Source organism: Spongisporangium articulatum (assembly GCF_044465595.1).
Taxonomy (GTDB): domain Bacteria; phylum Actinomycetota; class Actinomycetes; order Actinomycetales; family Kineosporiaceae; genus Spongisporangium; species Spongisporangium articulatum.
Genome location: NZ_JBITLV010000003.1, coordinates 17,997 through 34,233, shown reverse-complemented (window position 1 = coordinate 34,233; position 16,237 = coordinate 17,997). Strand labels below are relative to the sequence as shown.

15 protein-coding genes are annotated in these 16,237 nt (G+C 72.0%); 9 read left to right on the top strand and 6 right to left on the bottom strand.

All coding sequences use genetic code 11. From position 1 onward, the window contains the following. Positions 1–17 precede the first annotated feature (17 nt). Together ACIB24_RS09830 and ACIB24_RS09825 are read left to right on the top strand one after the other, a co-directional pair. Positions 18–1,859, top strand: coding sequence for an FAD-dependent monooxygenase (locus ACIB24_RS09830; RefSeq protein ID WP_398278906.1), 1,842 nt, complete (start codon positions 18–20; stop codon positions 1,857–1,859). After that, positions 1,856–2,272: a DoxX family protein gene (locus ACIB24_RS09825; protein WP_398278903.1), complete on the top strand. Its 417-nt coding sequence runs from the start codon at positions 1,856–1,858 to the stop codon at positions 2,270–2,272. Before ACIB24_RS09830 ends, ACIB24_RS09825 begins: the two co-directional genes overlap by 4 nt. Here the strand turns inward: ACIB24_RS09825 and ACIB24_RS09820 are convergent. After that, positions 2,192–3,685 carry a cytochrome P450 gene (locus tag ACIB24_RS09820; RefSeq protein ID WP_398278900.1) on the bottom strand — a complete coding sequence of 498 codons (1,494 nt, stop codon included), beginning with the start codon at positions 3,683–3,685 and terminating at the stop codon, positions 2,192–2,194. The two genes, ACIB24_RS09825 and ACIB24_RS09820, sit on opposite strands and share 81 nt — an antisense overlap. A gap of 96 nt (positions 3,686–3,781) precedes the next feature. Here ACIB24_RS09820 and ACIB24_RS09815 point away from each other — a divergent pair, with 96 nt between their 5' ends. Beyond that, entirely contained in the window at positions 3,782–4,429 is a 648-nt protein-coding gene (locus ACIB24_RS09815; protein WP_398278897.1) for a TetR/AcrR family transcriptional regulator, read from the top strand. 233 nt (positions 4,430–4,662) lie between these two features. Then, complete coding sequence (locus ACIB24_RS09810; protein ID WP_398278894.1) at positions 4,663–4,833, top strand: hypothetical protein; 171 nt, start codon at positions 4,663–4,665, stop codon at positions 4,831–4,833. Here ACIB24_RS09810 and ACIB24_RS09805 read toward each other — a convergent pair. The 3 genes from ACIB24_RS09805 to ACIB24_RS09795 form a co-directional block, all read right to left on the bottom strand. Continuing rightward, on the bottom strand, positions 4,830–5,129 hold the full coding sequence (locus tag ACIB24_RS09805) for a putative quinol monooxygenase (protein ID WP_398278891.1): 300 nt from the start codon (positions 5,127–5,129) through the stop codon (positions 4,830–4,832). The two genes, ACIB24_RS09810 and ACIB24_RS09805, sit on opposite strands and share 4 nt — an antisense overlap. A gap of 120 nt (positions 5,130–5,249) precedes the next feature. Beyond that, the gene (locus ACIB24_RS09800) at positions 5,250–6,401 is read right to left on the bottom strand and encodes an EAL domain-containing protein (protein WP_398278888.1); all 1,152 of its coding nucleotides are present in this window, start codon (positions 6,399–6,401) and stop codon (positions 5,250–5,252) included. Positions 6,402–6,479: 78 nt separating this feature from the next. Next, positions 6,480–7,169, bottom strand: coding sequence for a TetR/AcrR family transcriptional regulator (locus ACIB24_RS09795; RefSeq protein ID WP_398278885.1), 690 nt, complete (start codon positions 7,167–7,169; stop codon positions 6,480–6,482). Between the two features lie 130 nt (positions 7,170–7,299). Between ACIB24_RS09795 and ACIB24_RS09790 the strand changes: the two genes are divergently transcribed. The 5 genes from ACIB24_RS09790 to ACIB24_RS09770 are packed head-to-tail and all read left to right on the top strand — an operon-like array spanning position 7,300 to position 13,853. Continuing rightward, positions 7,300–8,433 carry a VOC family protein gene (locus tag ACIB24_RS09790; protein ID WP_398278882.1) on the top strand — a complete coding sequence of 378 codons (1,134 nt, stop codon included), beginning with the start codon at positions 7,300–7,302 and terminating at the stop codon, positions 8,431–8,433. Then, positions 8,430–9,386 (top strand): fumarylacetoacetate hydrolase family protein, encoded by a 957-nt coding sequence (locus tag ACIB24_RS09785; RefSeq protein WP_398278879.1) that lies wholly within the window; start codon positions 8,430–8,432, stop codon positions 9,384–9,386. Before ACIB24_RS09790 ends, ACIB24_RS09785 begins: the two co-directional genes overlap by 4 nt. Then, complete coding sequence (locus ACIB24_RS09780) at positions 9,383–11,293, top strand: acyl-CoA synthetase (RefSeq protein ID WP_398278876.1); 1,911 nt, start codon at positions 9,383–9,385, stop codon at positions 11,291–11,293. The genes ACIB24_RS09785 and ACIB24_RS09780 overlap by 4 nt, the downstream gene beginning before the upstream one ends. 5 nt (positions 11,294–11,298) lie before the next feature. After that, positions 11,299–12,828 carry a bifunctional 3-(3-hydroxy-phenyl)propionate/3-hydroxycinnamic acid hydroxylase gene (mhpA, locus tag ACIB24_RS09775; RefSeq protein ID WP_398280387.1) on the top strand — a complete coding sequence of 510 codons (1,530 nt, stop codon included), beginning with the start codon at positions 11,299–11,301 and terminating at the stop codon, positions 12,826–12,828. Next, positions 12,825–13,853: an amidohydrolase family protein gene (locus ACIB24_RS09770; protein WP_398278873.1), complete on the top strand. Its 1,029-nt coding sequence runs from the start codon at positions 12,825–12,827 to the stop codon at positions 13,851–13,853. The genes mhpA and ACIB24_RS09770 overlap by 4 nt, the downstream gene beginning before the upstream one ends. Positions 13,854–13,863: 10 nt before the next feature. On the opposite strand, the gene ACIB24_RS09765 is transcribed toward ACIB24_RS09770, so the two are convergent. Both ACIB24_RS09765 and ACIB24_RS09760 read right to left on the bottom strand, forming a co-directional pair. Then, complete coding sequence (locus tag ACIB24_RS09765) at positions 13,864–14,532, bottom strand: GntR family transcriptional regulator (RefSeq protein WP_398278870.1); 669 nt, start codon at positions 14,530–14,532, stop codon at positions 13,864–13,866. 101 nt (positions 14,533–14,633) lie between these two features. Further along, entirely contained in the window at positions 14,634–16,235 is a 1,602-nt protein-coding gene (locus tag ACIB24_RS09760) for an ABC transporter substrate-binding protein (RefSeq protein WP_398278867.1), read from the bottom strand. Positions 16,236–16,237 lie beyond the last annotated feature (2 nt).

The following is a 16,237-nucleotide window of genomic DNA, read 5'->3' as shown; positions in this document are numbered from 1 at the left end:
AGGCTGGGCCTCCGGTCGTGGTGATCGGGGCGGGACCCACGGGCGCGACCCTGGCCCTCCTCCTGGCGGCTCAGGGCGTGGCCAGCATCGTCCTCGAGCGGCGCACGACCCCGTTGACGCATCCGGCCGCGCACGTCGTCAACGCCCGCTCCTTCGAGATCTGGAACTCCGCCTCGCCCGAGCTCGCCGCGCGGATCGCCGCGCTGGCCCCGCCCGAGGAGGAGGTCAACATCATCCGCTGGTGCGGCGGCCTGGACGCCGAACCGCTGGGCGAGATCGACCTGCTGTCGGAACCGGACCTGGTCGCCCGGGTCAAGGCGAGCAGCCCGTTCCTGATCTCGCACATCGGCCAGCACCAGCTCATGCCGGTGCTGTGGGAGGCGGTCCAGGCCGAGCCGCTGATCGATCTGCGGCTCGGCCACGAGGTCACCGACCTGACCGTGACGCCGGAGGGGACCGTCGAGGTGGCCGTGGGTGAGCCGTCGGGCGCGAGCACGAGACTCGCCGCCCCGTACGCCGTCTCGGCGGACGGTGCCAACAGCCGGACCCGTGACCGGATGGGCTTCGACCTGATCGGGCCCGTGCTGGCCACCATGGGCAGCGTCTTCTTCCACGCTCCCGGCCTGCACCGGCCGGGAACCGTGCGCCCGCTGCTGACCTGGATCTACCAGCCCAGCTTCTGTGGCGTGATGATCGCCCACGCCGACGACGACTACATCCTCATGACGGCCTACCTGCACCCCGGGCAGTCGATAGCCAGGCAGCCTCGCCGGTACTGGGAGCGCACCCTGCCCAAGGTCCTGGGCGACGGCGTGGCCACCACGATCCGCTCCACCAGTCTGTGGACGATGAATTCCCAGGTGGCAGAGCATTTCCGGAGCGGGCCGGTGTTCCTCGCCGGCGATGCGGCGCACCGCTTTCCGCACACGGGCGGGTACGGGCTCAACAGTGGCGTCCAGGATGCGCACAACCTCGCCTGGAAGCTCGCCGCCGTGCTCGACGGCTCGGCGTCGGAGTCCCTGCTCGACACCTACGAACCCGAGCGGCGCCCCGTGGTCGAGCTGTTCGCCCGGCAGAGCACCGCCAACCACTTCCTGCTCGACGAGGTCACCCGGTACATCGGGGTGACCAACAAGATCCTGCAGAAGGCCACCGGCGTCTTCGCCGGCCCCGTCTTCTCCCGGGTGCCGCGCTCCGTGGGGGGTCGGGTGGCGGCGGGTGTCATCGCCGCCGGCCAGGCCCAGACCTCCGTGCTGGCGTCCACGGGCCGGCGGGGTCGGAAGGTGCGCGACCGGATCGCGGCCAAGATCATGGGCCAGGCCGAGCACTTCGTCTCCAGCGGTCTGGAGCTCGGCTACGCCTACGGCGGGCCGTTGATCTGCACCGAGCCGGGACCGCAGCCGGTCGCGGTGGACGACGTGGTCCTGTACCGGCCGACGACCTGGCCGGGCGCCCGGTTGCCGCACGCCCGCCTCCGGCACGGGGGAGCGGGCCGCGACGCCCACGACCTCCTCGCCCCGCAGGGGATGACCCTGTTCACCGCCGACCCCCCGGGCTGGCGGGCGGTGCTCGGCGCCCGGGCGGACGACGGGCGCTACCCCCCGGGGCGCTCGGTGCGCATCGTCGGGCTCGATCCCGAGGACCCGACCCGGGCCGAGGACCTCGTCCGGCTCTACGAGGTCGGCGCGCGCGGCGCGGTCCTGGTCCGACCGGACGGGCACGTCATGTGGCGGACGGCGGGAGCCGCCGAGGACGCGGGACCGGCGCTTCACGCTGTGCTGCAGGAGGTCTGGGACCTCTTCTTCCCGGGCGAGAGCCCCGCCCGGCCCGCTGCCCGGAAGGCAGGGTTGTCGGCATGAAGGGTCTCGTCCGCCTGGTCGGTGTCTCGGCCGCACCGGCCTTCTTCGGCGGGCTCGCCGTGGGCAAGCTGGCCGCCCTGCCGCCGCTGCGCCGCAGGGCCGCCCACCTCGGCTACGACGTCAACACCTATCGGCTGATCGGGACGGCGGAGCTGGCCGGCGCGGCCGGGCTCGTCGTCGGGTTGCGGTACTCCCGGCTCGGCGATGCGGCCGGCGTCGGGCTGGTGGCGCTGCTCGGCGGGGCGTGCGTGGCCCACCTGCGGGCGGGGGACGGGCCGTCGAAACTCCTGCCCGCCGCCGCCGGGGTGCTCGCGCTGGGCGCCTACTGGACGTCAGTGCGCGACCGGGCAGCCTCCGGAGGACGGCGGGCCGTCGTCCGGGACGGCGTCCGCCTCGGCGACCGCGGCCGGTGATGAGGCCGCTGAAGCCGCGGGGATGCGGGGCCTCAGGGTCAGCGTGAACCTCTCCGGCATCAGGGTGAGCCGCTCCGTGATCTGCAGGGTGTAGTCGGGGTCGCCCGCGATGTCGTAGCGGTGCAGCACCCGCGACAGCACCAGGACGGCCTCGTGCAGGGCGAACTGCCTTCCGATGCAGGCCCTCTCACCGGTGCCGAACGGCTTGTAGGAGTGGGGGAGCCGGCCGTGGGACCGCTCCGGCAGGAACCGGTCGGGGTCGAACTCGTCGGCGTCCTCGCCCCAGACCGCCGGGTCGCGGTGCGCCATCGCGGTCAGGACCAGGGCCCAGTCGCCGGGGCGCATCCGGTGCCCGGTGGGCAGCGTCAGCTCCTCGCGCGGGGTGCGAGGGAAGGCCGGCACGGTCGGCCACAGCCGCAGGCTCTCGTCCAGGACCCGCCGCAGGTAGCGGAACTTGGCGACCTGCTCGAAGGTCGGTTCGGCGTCCGGGTCGGGCCCGAGGACGGCGTCCGTCTCGGCCTGCGCCCGGGCCAGCGCCTCGGGGTGCCGGGACAGGTGGTAGAGCGCGAAGGACAGTGCGCCCGAGGTCGTCTCGTGCCCCGCGACCAGGAAGGTGAGGATCTGGTGGCGGATGTTCAGGTCGTCCAACCGCTGCCCGCTGACCGGGTGCGCCGAACCGAGCATGATGCCGAGCAGGTCGCGCTCGTCGGGCTCGCCCTCCGCCCGGCGCTGCGCGATCAGGTCGTCCAGCAGCCCGTCGGCGTAGGTCACGTGGTGGGCGTTGGCCCGGTCGATCCGGCGGCGCAGCAGCCCGCCGCCCGGAACCGAGCCCAGCATCCCCTTGCGGCGTCCGGCCTTCAGGGCGGCCACCATCGCGGCCACGAACGGGTGCGGCAGCTCGTTCTCGAAGGAGCCGAAGTCCCGGCTGAACGCGGCCCGGCTGATGGTCTCGAGCGTCAGCTTGGTCATGTCCCGTGCGACGTCCACGGGTTCCGGCGTCGACGGCCAGTAGTCGAACAGCTCCCGCACGGTCTGCAGCATCACCGGGTGGTAGCGGCGCATGGCCGAGCGGGAGAACGCCGGCAGCAGCAGGTCGTGGGCCAGCCGCCAGTTGGGCTCGTCGTCGTAGGCGGTGAAGAGGGCGTCCCCGACGTAGTCGCGCAGGGCGTCGACCGCGGGAGCGACGCCCTTCGCGAACCGCGCCTCGTCGCACATCAAAGCCGCCAGGTGCGCGCCGCCCACGAAGACCAGCTTCTGGCCGAAGACCTTCAACTCGAAGATGGGGCCCAGCCCCTGGGCGCGGCGCATGGTGCTCTGCAGCGGGCGGGCGCCGTCCGTGCCCAGCACGTCCCCGATGAAGGGCCGCCGTCCCGTGGGGTGCGGCAGGACCTGGCCGCCCCAGTCGTTCCTCATGCGCTCCTCGCCCCTCACCGGCGGCATCCGCTACTGAATCGCTGTCCAACAGGCAGCATCGGATGCTATTGAACGAGTGTCAAGTAGGCTGCTGGCGTGACGACCCGGACGCGACTGACGCCGGGGGAGCGGCGCGCCCAGCTCCTCGACCTCGGCGCGCAGCTGTTCGCCGAGCAGCCCTACGACCAGGTTCGCATCGAGCGCGTCGCCGAGCTGGCCGGTGTGTCGAGAGGTCTTCTCTACCACTACTTCCCGACGAAGCGGGCGTTCTTCGTGGAGCTGCTGCGGCGCGAGTCGGAGCGGATCACCGAGCGGACGGCGCCCGACCCGGACCTACCGCCGCTCGACCAGTTGCGGCACGGCATCGACGGCTTCCTGGCCAACTGCCGGGGCCGGATGCACGGGGCTCAGGCGGTGTTCCGGGGCACGGCCTCGGCGGACCCTGACGTGCAGGCCATCATCGACCGGGGCAGTGCCGAGCAGACGCGGCGCATCCTCGCGGCCGTCTCCCCGGGAGAGGAGCCGCACCCCCTGCTGGGCATCACCGTGCGCAGCTGGCTGCTCTTCCTGCGCTCGGCCTGTTTCGAGTGGTTGGAGAACGGGTCGTCCGCCGATCAGGAGGAGGTTCGAGAACTGGCCGTCGGCGCGCTCGTCGGAGCGTTCCTGGCGTTGCCGCGGTACGCCCGCCCGGCCCTGGTCGACGAACTCACCCTGTCCGGCCCGCCCGGTTCCCGGACGACCTGAACTGCTGTCTCCGTCGAACGCTCTCCGGCGTGGTCGTCCTGGGCCGCCGGCGAGGCTCCAGATCGTGGCCCGAGACGAGCGGCGAGCCGCCCCGTCTTCGGGGCGTCCGGCTCAGCCCGGTCGTTCTCGTCGGCCGCGGAACCGGTCAGGTCCAGGACGACGTCCTGCACCGCCCGACGGGTCGCGGGAAGTCTCAGACCGCCCAGCGCAGGCAGCGACACCAGCGCCGACCCGTGCTCGTGGCTGACGTCCAGCACCAGCTTCCGGCGCTCGGCGTGCAGCGGCAGATCGGAACTGAAGGGCTCACCGACCACCTCGACGGTGAACCGGCGTCCGGCATCCCCCCGTCCGGTGAGGTGGGTACCGAGCTCCCCGGCCAGGTGCCGCGGCCCCGTCCCGGCTAGGCCGGGAGCTTGTCGGCGAGCACGTCGAGCTTCTCGATCTGCGGCTCGGAGAAGAGGACCCCGGTGTTGGGTCCAAGGGCCTGGCCCACACCGCCGGCGAGATGGGCTTCGCGCGCCTCGTCGTCGGGGAACACGTCGTACACGCCGAACGTCCAGGGGCCCAACCGGATCGCGAACCATGCGATGGTGCCTGGTTCCTCCATCACGATCGAACGCGCGCCGGTGAGGAAGTCTGCGAGCTCTGCCTCCTTGCCCGGCAGTGCCTCGAGACGTACGAGGAGAGCTTTGGTCACCATCGGTCGGACTCCTTCAATCGGGAGGGGCCTGCGACGGCAGCCCGTCTCTGTGCCTGCAGGAGCCCTACCCCGGTATCGCGGTCGGCAACCGCCGATACCTGAGCGAACCTACGCGGTGGGTCAGGTCGAGGCCCGCGTCCGGGTGACGTTCGGCTCCGAGAGCAGGGGGCCCTGGGCCACCTGGACGCCCAGCGCCCGCAGGCAGTGCAGCTCGGCGTCCGTCTCGACGCCGTCGGCGATCACGACGGCTGCGGTCTTCTTCGCGAAGGTGACCATGGAGGCGACGAAGGCCTGGCTGGGGAAGTGCCGGTCTATCCCGCCGGTCAAGCCGGCATCGAGCTTGATGTAGTCGGGAACGAGCTGCAGGACGTGTCGCATCCCGGCGTGACCTGCTCCGGCGTGGTCGACGGCCACGCGCAGTCCCGCGGCTCGCAGCGGGGCGAGCACGGCCTGGACGGCCTCGTAGTCGGTGACCGGGTCGTGCTCGGTGATCTCGATCATGAGCGACGTGAGCGGCAGGCTCGCGAACGACTCGGTGAAGGCGTCGGAGGTGATCGTGGCCGGCGAGACGTTGACCGAGAGGAAGCCGGGCATCAGGTCCACGACACCGACGGCGTTGCGGACGGCCAGCAGTTCGAACTCCACCCCGAACCCGTGGGCGTGGGCGGTGGTGAGCCAGGCCTCGTACGAGGGGAACCCCTCCGGAAGGGTGCATTTCGCCTCCGAGCCGATGACCTGCATCCGGTCGAGGGTGCAGACGGGTTCGTAGCGGGGGAGTGGACCACCCTGGCCCTGGAGAGCGGTGAAGCGCTCGACCTGCCGCCGGCGCTCGTCGTCGAGCCGGTCCTCCTCGTGGGCCAGCTCGTAGATGACGTCGGCCAGCCCCGACAGGACCGCGGCGTCGCGTTCGCGCAGATCGTGGTCGGCCGCGGGCGAGAAGGCGCACAGGGTCCCGTAGACGCTCCCGTCGTGCCTGCGGACCGGCACGCCGATGTAGGCGGCGATGCCCAGTTCGGCGGTGACGGGTAGCTCGGCCAGGACCGGATGGAGCGTCGCGTCCGGAATGACCGCCTCGACCAAGCCCTGCGTCATCAGGTGGCAGTAGGTCTCCGTGACGGGATGGGACTGCCCGACCGCGATCGGCGCCTCCGAGGACGACGACACGTTGCGGAAGACCCGGGCGTCGTCCTCGAACCGGGAGAGGAAGGCGACATCCATCCCCAATTGCCGCCGGACGACGTCCAGGAGCAGGTCGATCCGGCTGGCGCTCATGACCTCTCGTCGGCATCCGAGGCTGCCCGCAGGAGGGGCGCAAAGAGTGACGCCCTGCCGCCGCGTGGGTCGGCCCGGCTAGCCCGCCGGCTGCTCGTGCGGCAGGTCCGGCAGGGTCTCGTGGATCATGTCGAGCACGTCGGGCAGGGGCGAGTGGCAGATGGCGACGGCCTCGTCCGGCGGGACGCCGAACATGCGCAGGAGATCCTCCGCGACCTGATCGGTGAGGTCCGCGTCGTCGCGCTCGGGGTGGTCGTGGATCGCCTGCCCGAGGGCCAGGGCGGCGCCCCCGGCGATGAGCAGGGCGGAGTAGGCGTCCCGGACTGTGAACCTCCCCGTCGCACGACCCTTCTCGATGTCACGCAGCGCTCGCGGTCCCAGGCCGAAGTCCGAGTTGATCATGCTCAGGCCGCTGGCGAGGATGACCCGGCTGAGCTGCGGTTCGATCCGGTGCAGGCGGCCGGTCAGCCGGAAGCTGCGGGCGAAGACCTCGGCGGGGTCGTCGAGGTCGCGGGTCCAGGCGTCGAGCGCGACCCCCTGCAGCTCGAGCGCGGACTCCACCGCGGCCTGGAAGAGCTCCTCCTTGGTCGCGAAGTGGTTGTAGAAGGACCCCATGCCGACGTCGGCGAGCTCGGTGATCTCCAGGACCGCGACGCTCGTACGCCCCTCGGCCAGGAGCTGCTGAGCGGCCCGGACGAGCGCCGCCCGGGTCTGGGCCTTGCGGCGTTCGCCCCGTTTGCGAGCTGCGGCGGCCACTGCTTCCGACATCGTGCCTTCCCCCTCTCCGGGGCCCGCATGCTACCAATCCCTGCGGCACGTCTGACGATATCGTCAGGAAGGGTTGACCGCTGCAGACCTATTGGGTGAGGATTTCGTCAGTGACGACGAAGAGGTTGGGATGACCACTCACCACACGCACAGCGACCTGCACAGCGAGCAGGGCGCGCTGCCGGGGGAACACCGGGGCCGGGTCGCGAGCCCGGTCATCAAGGTGCGTGACCTCGCCTGGTTGGAGTTCGAGAAACCCGACCTCGACGGCGCGGAGGTCTTCGGGCACGCCTTCGGTTTCGCGACCAGCTTCCGCGGCGCCGACGAGCTGCACCTGCGCGGTGCCCTGGCCGGAACCCCGGCAGTCGTCATCCGTCGGGGTGCCCGTTCGCGGTTCGTCGGTCCGGCGTTCCTCGCGGCGGACGACGTCGACCTGGTCCGGCTCGGCGATCACCTCGGGGTGCGGGTGCAGCCGCTGCCCGACCCCCTCGGCGGGCTCACCGTGGACACCCTCGACCCGAGCGGGGCTCGGGTCCGCGTCGTCAGCAGCTGCCACCAACTGCCCGCGCTGCCCGTGCAGACGCCGCTGGTGCACAACGTCAACGGCGGCACCACCCGCACCAACGCCACGCAGCGCCCGGCCCGCGAACCCGCCACGGTGGAGCGCCTCGGTCACGTCGTCCTGCAGACCACCCGCTACCGGCAGGCTCTGGACTGGTACCTGGAGAAGCTCGGCCTCATCGTCAGCGACTTCCTCTACTACGACGGCCAGCGGGCCAAGGGCCCGACGATGAGCTTCATCCGGTGCGACCGAGGTCGCGAGCCCGCCGACCACCACACCCTCGCGATGACCCTGGGCCCGCGGACCCGCTACGTGCACTCCGCGTACCAGGTCGCCGACCTCGACGCCCTGGCGGCGGGCGGTGAGTTCCTCAAAGACGCGGGCTACAAGCGCTCCTGGGGCATCGGCCGGCACATCCAGGGCAGCCAGATCTTCGACTACTGGCGCGACGACAAGGGTTTCCTGGTCGAACACTTCACCGACGGCGACATGTTCGACGACACCCTCGAGCCCGGCTGGGCCCCCATGACCGCCTCCGGGCTCGCGCAGTGGGGGCCACCGGCCACCCCCGACTTCCTCGGGATCAAACCCGGCCGGGAGTCGCTCGCCGAGTTGCGCTCGATCCTGGCCAACGTGACCCGCTCCGACAACGAATTCGACCTGACCCGACTGCGGGGACTCCTGAAGGTGGCCAACTCTTGAGCATCGACGTGATCCGTACCCGTGGCCGCTGGTACGTCCAGAAAACCGACACGACAGGCGTTCTCGTCGACTCGACGGCCGAGACCACCGGTGCGCTCCTGACCGACCGGGCCGCCGTCGAGGAGGCCGCCACCGTCGGCCGGGAAGAGCCTCTACCGGACGGCGACCTGCAGTCGCCCGTCACCGCCCCGTGCCGGGTGGTCGCGCAGATGACGAACTACGTCAGCCACATCCGGGACTCGGGCATGGACCCGCGCACCGTGCCGATGACGTTCTTCCGCAAGACCTCCCACTCCCTCAGCGGACCCGTGGCGGACATCGTCAAGCCTGCCCACGTCCGGTTCCTGGACTACGAGGTCGAGATCGGCCTGGTCATCGGCCGTGACATCCCCGTCGGCACCGTCCTCACCGCCGACACGATCGCCGAGCACGTCGGCGCCCTGGTCGTCACGAACGACGTCTCCGCGCGCGACCTGCAACTGCCCAAGACCCAGTTCTACGAGGCCAAGTCGTACCCGACCTTCACCCCGGCCGGACCGCGGCTGGTGGTGCTCGAACCGGGGGACTGGAAGCGGTTCGAGCAGCTGCGCCTCACGCTGCGGGTCAACGGCGAGGTCCGCCAGGACGCCCTGGTCGGGGACGACATGCTGTACAAGCCGCTCGAGGCGCTCAACGAGCTGGCCCGGTTCCAGCCGCTCGCGGCCGGCGACCTCGTCCTGACCGGAACCCCCGGCGGGACGGCGCTCAAGGCCCCCGCCAAGCCGATCGAGCTGATCGGGGCCCTCCTGCCGCCCGCGACGAAGTGGAAGGCGTTCTTCCGGGCCCAGGCCCGCAATCCCCGGTACCTGGCCGACGGTGACGTCGTCGAGGCCGCCATCCGCACCGACGACGGCGCGCTCGACCTCGGCCGCCAGCGAACCGTCGTCCGCTTCGCCGCGGAGGTCGCCCGATGAGTCTCACCACCCCCGGCGGGACGCCGGGCACGAGGCCCGCCCGCGAATGGCCGGCGTTCGCCGAACCCGAGGACGTCGAGCGCATCGAGGCGGTACCGCTGGCCGAGCGGGACCTGCCGGCCACCACCTACGAGATCCTCGTGCGGGCCGCCGAACAGTGGCCCGACCGGGTCGCCGTCAGCGTCATGCCGGACGCCGCGCGGTGGGCGGAGGCGGTCGACGTCACCTACGCCGAACTGCTCGCCACGACCGCCCAGGTCGCCAACGTCCTGCGGAGCCGGGGCGTCACCCCGACGACGCCGGTGGGGATCCTCTCTCCCAACTGCCTCGGGCTGGTCCCGGCGGTCCTCGGGGCCCAGGCGGCCGGTGTCGCGGTCCCGCTGAACGGTGGCCTCAGCCCGCAGCACCTGGCCACCCTGATCGAACGCAGCGGGGTCGAGCAGCTCGTCGTCGCCTCACCGGACCTCGACGAGGCCGTCTGGGCCAAGGTCACGGAGTTGGCGAGGGGCGCAACCCTGCGCCGCGTCTACGTTCTCGACCCCACCGACGGGACCCGCACCGCGCGAGCGAGCCTCGACGGCGTCGACGTCGAGTACCTGCTCGACGCCGCCCGGGCCGAGGCGCCCGCGTTCGACGACCCGCACACCGCGGACGACATCGCGGCCGTCTTCCACACGGGCGGCACGACCGGCATCCCCAAGCTGGCGGCGCACACGCACGCCAACCAGGTGACGGACGCCTGGCTCATCGCGGCGGACTCCGAGGCGGACGCCGACGAGGAGGCGACCGTCCTCGCCGCGTTGCCGCTGTTCCACGTCAACGCGCTGCACGTGACCATGCTCGCCCCGATGCTCAAGGGCCAGCAGGCCGTGTGGGCCGGCCCGCTCGGCTACCGCGACCTCGCGCTCTACGGCCAGATCTGGAAGATCGTCGAACACTTCCGGATCGCGGCCATGAGTGCCGTGCCGACCGTCTACGCCGTCCTGTCGCACTGCCCGGTCGACGCGGACATCTCCTCGCTGCGCTTCGCGGTCGTCGGGGCCTCCGCACTGCCCCAGGCCGTGCGCACCTCGTTCGAGGAGCACACCGGTGTGCCCCTCCTGGAGGGCTACGGCCTGACCGAGGGCACGTGCGCGAGTGCCCGCTCGTTCGCCTCGCACCCCCGGCCGGGCTCGGTCGGCAAGCGCCTGCCGTACCAGCCGATGCGGGTCGTGGAGGTGGCGGACGACGGCACCTGGACGGACGTACCCGAAGGCGGCGTCGGGACCCTGCTGATCGGCGGGCCCACCGTGTTCGCCGGGTACGTGACCGGTCGCACCGCCGACGGTTTCGTTCTCGACCACCTGGGCAAGGTGCGCGACGGTTGGCTCGACACCGGTGACCTGGCCCGCCTCGAGGACGGTTTCGTGTACCTGACCGGGCGGGTCAAGGACCTGATCATCCGGGGCGGCCACAACATCGACCCGGCCGCCGTCGAGGCGGCGCTGCTGGCCCACCCGGCGGTCGCCGACGCCGCCGCCGTCGGGCGCCCTGATCCGCGCGCCGGTGAGGTGCCCGTCGCCTACGTGACGTTGAAGCCCGGGACGACCTCCACCGAGGCGGAACTGGAGGCGTTCGTCGCCGACTCCGACCTCGAGGCCGCCGCAAAGCCGAAGACGGTCACCATCCTGGAGGCGCTGCCGGTGACCGACGTGGGCAAGCCCTACAAGCTCGCCCTGCGCGCGGACGCCGCCGGCCGGGCCCTCGGCGGCGCGCTCGCCGACCTGCCGGGCGTGACCGGCGTCGAGGGCGTCGTGGGTGACGGGTCGGTCCGGGTCGTCGTGCACGTCGACGCCACGGCCGACCCGGTGGCGGTCCGCCGGCGCCTGGACGAATATGCGGTGGCCAGCGAGGTCGTCGAGAGGTGAGCGCCGTGGTCCAGCCGGACGTGGTGGTGATCGGCGCCGGTCCGACCGGTACGTCGGCCGCGATCCTGCTCGGGCAGGCCGGGGTCCGGACCCTGGTCCTGGACAAGCGTTTCGACGTGTACGCGCAGCCCCGCGCGGTGCACCTGGACGACGAGGTCTACCGCATCCTGGCCACCCTGGGGGTGGCCGAGCGGTTCGCCGCCCTCTCCCGCCCCGGCGCCGGCCTGCGGCTGCTCTCGCCCCGGCACCGGACGCTGGCCCAGTTCGACCGGACCGATCCGCAGACCTCCAACGGGTACCCGCAGGCGAACATGTTCGACCAGCCCGATCTCGAGGCCGCGCTGCGCACCCGGATGCACGAACTCGAACCCGTCACCTTCCGCGGGGGCGTCGAGGTGACGGCGGTGCGGGCCGAGGCCTCCGACGGTTCCGGCCGGCCGGAGGTCGAGTTCAGCGACCCGGGCACCGGCGAAAGACACGTCGTACGACCGCGGTTCGTCTTCGGTTGCGACGGCGCCAACAGTCGCACCCGCGCCGCGATCGGCGCCACCATGAGGGATCTCGGGTTCCGGCCCCAGCGGTGGCTCGTCGTCGACATCGCCACGCCCCGCGACCTCGGCCACTGGGACGGCGTCCACCAGGTCTGCGACAGCCGGCGGGCGGCGACCTACATGCGCATCGGTCACACCCGGCACCGGTGGGAGTTCCAGCTGCTGGACGGCGAGCGCGCCGCCGACTACCAGACCCTCGACGCGCTGGCCCCGCTGCTGGCGCCGTGGGACACGGACACCCGCGACTTCGCCGTCCTCCGCGTGGCGGAGTACACCTTCCGGGCCCAGCTGGCCGACCGGTGGCGCACCGGCGGCGTGTTCATCCTGGGCGACGCCGCCCACCTCACCCCGCCCTTCATCGGGCAGGGGCTGGGCGCCGGCATCCGCGACGCCGCCAACCTGTCGTGGAAGGTGGCGGCGGTCGTCCACGGAACCCTTCCGCCCGGCGTCCTGGACAGCTACGAGGCCGAACGCCGGCCTCATGCCCGAGCCCTGGTCCGGCTCGCGGTCGTCGTCGGCCGGTGCATGACGGGCGGCGGACGCGCCGGCGACCGGCTGCGCGAGGTCGTGCTGCCGTGGGTGGTGCACCTGCCCGGCCTGCGCCGCAAGGTGCTCGACAGCACCACCCCGGCCCTGAGGCGTTCGGTGCTGATCGGTCGTCGTCGGTTCCGGCGCGGTCCCGCCGGGCAGCTGTGCCCCAACGTGACCCTGGGCTCCGGGGACCGGTTCGATGCGATCTGCGGCTGGGGGCCGACTCTCGTCGTGCGCGTGCCCCCCGGCCCGGCGGACGCCGAACGGCTGGCCGCGCTGGGGATCGCCGTCGTCCGGGCCGCGGAGTCGCCGGAACTGCTCGCCTGGCTCGGCCGGCGCCCGGCCGTGCTCGTACGCCCCGACCGCACGGTCCTCATGGCCGGGACCGTCGCAGACGTCCTGCGGCGGGCGCCGTTCCGACCGGCGGCGGTGCTGGCGCCCGGCCCGGCATGAGCGGGCTGACCGACGTCCACGCCCACTTCCTGACCGAGCGGTACGTCGAGGCGGCGACGGCCGCGGGGCACGCCGAACCCGACGGCATGCCGGCCTGGCCGGAATGGGACGCCGGCCGCCACCTGCGGCTGATGGACGCGACCGGGATCGACACCGCGGTGCTGTCCATCTCCTCACCCGGCGTGCACTTCGGCGACGACGCCCGGGCGAGGGCCCTGGCCGTCCACGTCAACGACCACGCCGCCGACCTCTCGGGCCGGCACGACGGCCGGTTCCGGTTCTTCGCGGCCCTGCCCCTGCCGGACCTCGAAGGCGCTCTCGACGAGGTGCGACGGACGGCGGGGGCGCCCGGGCTGGCGGGGTACGTGGTGTTGTCGAACGCGCACGGGCGCTACCCGGGCGACCCCCAGCTCGAACCCTTGTGGCGCGCCCTCGACGCCGCCGGGACGGTGGCGTTCCTGCACCCGACGTCGCCGCCCGGCTGGGAGTCAGTGTCCCCGAGGCGGCCGCGTCCGATGGCCGAGTTCATGTTCGAGACCGCGCGGGCGGTCGTCGACCTGATGGACGCGCGGGTCGCGGAGCGGCATCCCGCGATCCGCTTCGTCGTGACCCACTGCGGCGGCGCGATCCCCGGTCTCGCCGATCGGCTGCAACTGTTCCGCTGGGGCGACGCCATGGACGGCGTGCCGGAGTCGGTGGACGAGCAGCTGCGCCGGCTCTGGTTCGACGTCGCCGGCACGCCCCTGCCCACCCAGCTACCGGCCCTGCTCCAGCACGTGGGCGAGGACCGCATCGTCTACGGCTCGGACCACTGCTTCACCCCCGCTTCCGCGGTGGCGCTGCAGCTGGGCGCCCTGGACGCCGGGCGGGACGGCTGGCGGGCGCTGTGCTCGCGCAACGTCGAGACCCTGCTCGGTGCAGGCCGGCCGGCGGCACCGCCCGGGGTCGTGCCGCGGGCCCGCGCCGAGCTGGTGCGGCGGGTGTTCCGGCGGGCCGCCGAGAGGCTGCTGCTCGGGCAGGGGTGAGCGGCTCCCGCTACGGGAGGTGGGCCTGCATCGCGGCGAACGAGGGCAGCCGGTCGCGTTCGATGTGGGCGTAGGCGCAGGCCTCGGCGACCCGCTCGTTGCCCGAGGCGATCGCGTCGCGCAACGCGACGTGGTCGTCGTAGGCGTCCTCCGCCGGGAGGCCGCTGGTCAGGTAGAACAGCCAGGTCATCCGGCCCGAGATGGTGCGCATCATCTTCAGCATGAGGTCGTTGGCGGCGGTCTCGACGATGGCCTCGTGGTAGGCGGTGCTGGCCCGCGCGATCGCGTAGGTGTCGCGTTCCTCGACGACGTGGTGCGCCTCGTCGAGCGCCGCGTTCAGCCCGGCGAGGGACGCCCCGAGCGACACCTGGCGGGCGGCGTGGCGGGCCGCGCCCACCTCGAGGCAGAGCCGGACGTCGAAGAGGTCGTCGATCGCCTTCTCCGACCACGTGGTCACGACCGCTCCGCGGCGGGGCATCGTGCGCACGAAACCGTCCCGCTCCAGCAGCGGCACGGCCTCCCGCAGGGGAACCCGGGAGACGGCGAGCTCCTCACCGATGCGTTGCTCCGGCAGGCGGCTGCCCTGCTCGTAGCGGCCGAGGATGATGCGTTCGCGGACCGTCTCGTACACCAGCTGCGACAGGGACTGCGCCGGTTCCGTGAGGATGCTGTCGGCCAAACCGTTCTCCTTACCCGTGGGCCGGTCGGACGGGCGGACGGGCCGGCGGCCCACCAGAGGTCGCCGGCCCGTCCGTTCCGATCCAGATCTAGCCGAGATGTCTAGCCCGAGATCCCCAGCAGTGAGAAGTTCAGCTCGTTCGCGCCCAGGTTCTGCGCCTCGGCCACACCGGTCAGCCAGCTCTTCGCCACGACCCAGTCCTTGTTGTACGACAGGTTGAGGAAGCAGCCGGTCTGCCCGTAGAGCGCGCCGGCCTGGTTGTACTTCGCGGTGTCGCCGGTCTTCACGGCGTCGTCGAGGAGCGAGTTCACCTGCGCGGACTGGCATCCGAAGTAGTTGATGCCGCCGGAGGCGTCCCAGAACACGTGGCCCCACATGTACGGGTCACCGCCGTCGGGGCCGTTGTTGCCGTCGATGAAGGCGTCCGGTCCCTTCTTCGGGTCGTTGATCCAGCCGAACACGGTCGAGGTGTCGTAGCCCTGCGCCGAGGCCGTCAGGCCCGCGGCCTGCAGGTTGGCGACGACGAGGTTGGTCATCTGCTGGGCGTTCACGTTGCCGTTGGCGTAGCCGATCGTCAGCTTCGTCGCCTTCTGCGCCCCGGACAGCCCCGACACGTAGGTGCCGAGCGCGGCCGCGTCGTACGAGATCGGCTGCTGGTCACCGGAGGCGACCATGCCCTTCGCGTACATCGTCGTGGCCACCTCGCTGCGCTTGCCCAGGACCTGGTCGACGAGCTTCTGCTGGTCGATGGACTTCAGGAACGCGACTCGGGCGGCGGCGTCCCGGAAGAAGGCGTGACTCGGGTTGACCGTCACCATCGCCCCCTGCAGGGTCGGCAGGAAGTAGTTGGTGACGCCCTCGGCCTTGCCGTACTTGTCCAGGCTGGACGACGGGAGGGCGGCCACGATCGTGTCGACCGTCCCCTTGTCGAAGGCCAGCTCGAGCGCCGACTCGTCCGTGTACACGGGCAGGTCGATGCGGGTGAACGGCGACTTCGGGCCCCAGTACCCGTCGTACTGCGAGAGCACGTACTTCTGCCCGGTCTCGGCGGTGGTCAGCTCGTAGGGGCCGGTGCCGAGGTCGTGCGTGGTCAGGTAGGTCTGGGCGTCGTCGTCGCCCGCGTGCTTCTTCAAGCCGGTCGGGGACTCCATCTTCGGCCCGAACGGGGAGGCCAGGTAGCTCAGGAACGCGGAGTTGGGCGTCTTCAGGGTGACGACGGCGGTCCGGTCGTCCGGCGTGGCAACGGATTTCACGACGTCGACCATGTACGCGGCGCCCCCCTTGACCGCGATCCGCCGCTTGAAGGCGACGTCGACGGCGGCCGAGGTGAACGGCGTCCCGTCGTGGAACGTCACGCCGTCCCGCAGGTGGAAGGTGTAGACGGTGTTGTCGTCGTTCACCTCCCACGACGTCGCGAGCCGGGGCGCGATCTCGACCTTGTCGGTGTTGTTCTTGTACTGCACCAGGCCTTCGTAGGCGTTGATCATGATCGCGGTGCCGTTGTTGGCGTAGTAGATGTCCGGGTCCGGCGGCTGGCCGATGTCACCCAGGAGGCCGACGGTCAGCACCCCGTCGGTGGGTGCGGCGCCCGCGCCGTCGCCCGACGACGTCCGGGTGCCCGAACTGCAGGCGGTGAGGGTCAGGGACAGGACGGCGCCGAGGACCACAAGGCTCTGGGTCGCGCGCCGGGAGGGGATCTGCACGT

What these genes read in the sequence shown, in the direction of transcription:
- ACIB24_RS09825 (WP_398278903.1), top strand. Translation starts at nt 1,856, where the DNA reads ATGAAGGGTCTCGTCCGCCTGGTCGGTGTCTCGGCCGCACCGGCCTTC.
- ACIB24_RS09820 (WP_398278900.1), bottom strand. Translation starts at nt 3,685, where the DNA reads ATGAGGAACGACTGGGGCGGCCAGGTCCTGCCGCACCCCACGGGACGG.
- ACIB24_RS09805 (WP_398278891.1), bottom strand. Translation starts at nt 5,129, where the DNA reads ATGGTGACCAAAGCTCTCCTCGTACGTCTCGAGGCACTGCCGGGCAAG.
- ACIB24_RS09800 (WP_398278888.1), bottom strand. Translation starts at nt 6,401, where the DNA reads ATGAGCGCCAGCCGGATCGACCTGCTCCTGGACGTCGTCCGGCGGCAA.
- ACIB24_RS09795 (WP_398278885.1), bottom strand. Translation starts at nt 7,169, where the DNA reads ATGTCGGAAGCAGTGGCCGCCGCAGCTCGCAAACGGGGCGAACGCCGC.
- ACIB24_RS09790 (WP_398278882.1), top strand. Translation starts at nt 7,300, where the DNA reads ATGACCACTCACCACACGCACAGCGACCTGCACAGCGAGCAGGGCGCG.
- ACIB24_RS09780 (WP_398278876.1), top strand. Translation starts at nt 9,383, where the DNA reads ATGAGTCTCACCACCCCCGGCGGGACGCCGGGCACGAGGCCCGCCCGC.
- ACIB24_RS09770 (WP_398278873.1), top strand. Translation starts at nt 12,825, where the DNA reads ATGAGCGGGCTGACCGACGTCCACGCCCACTTCCTGACCGAGCGGTAC.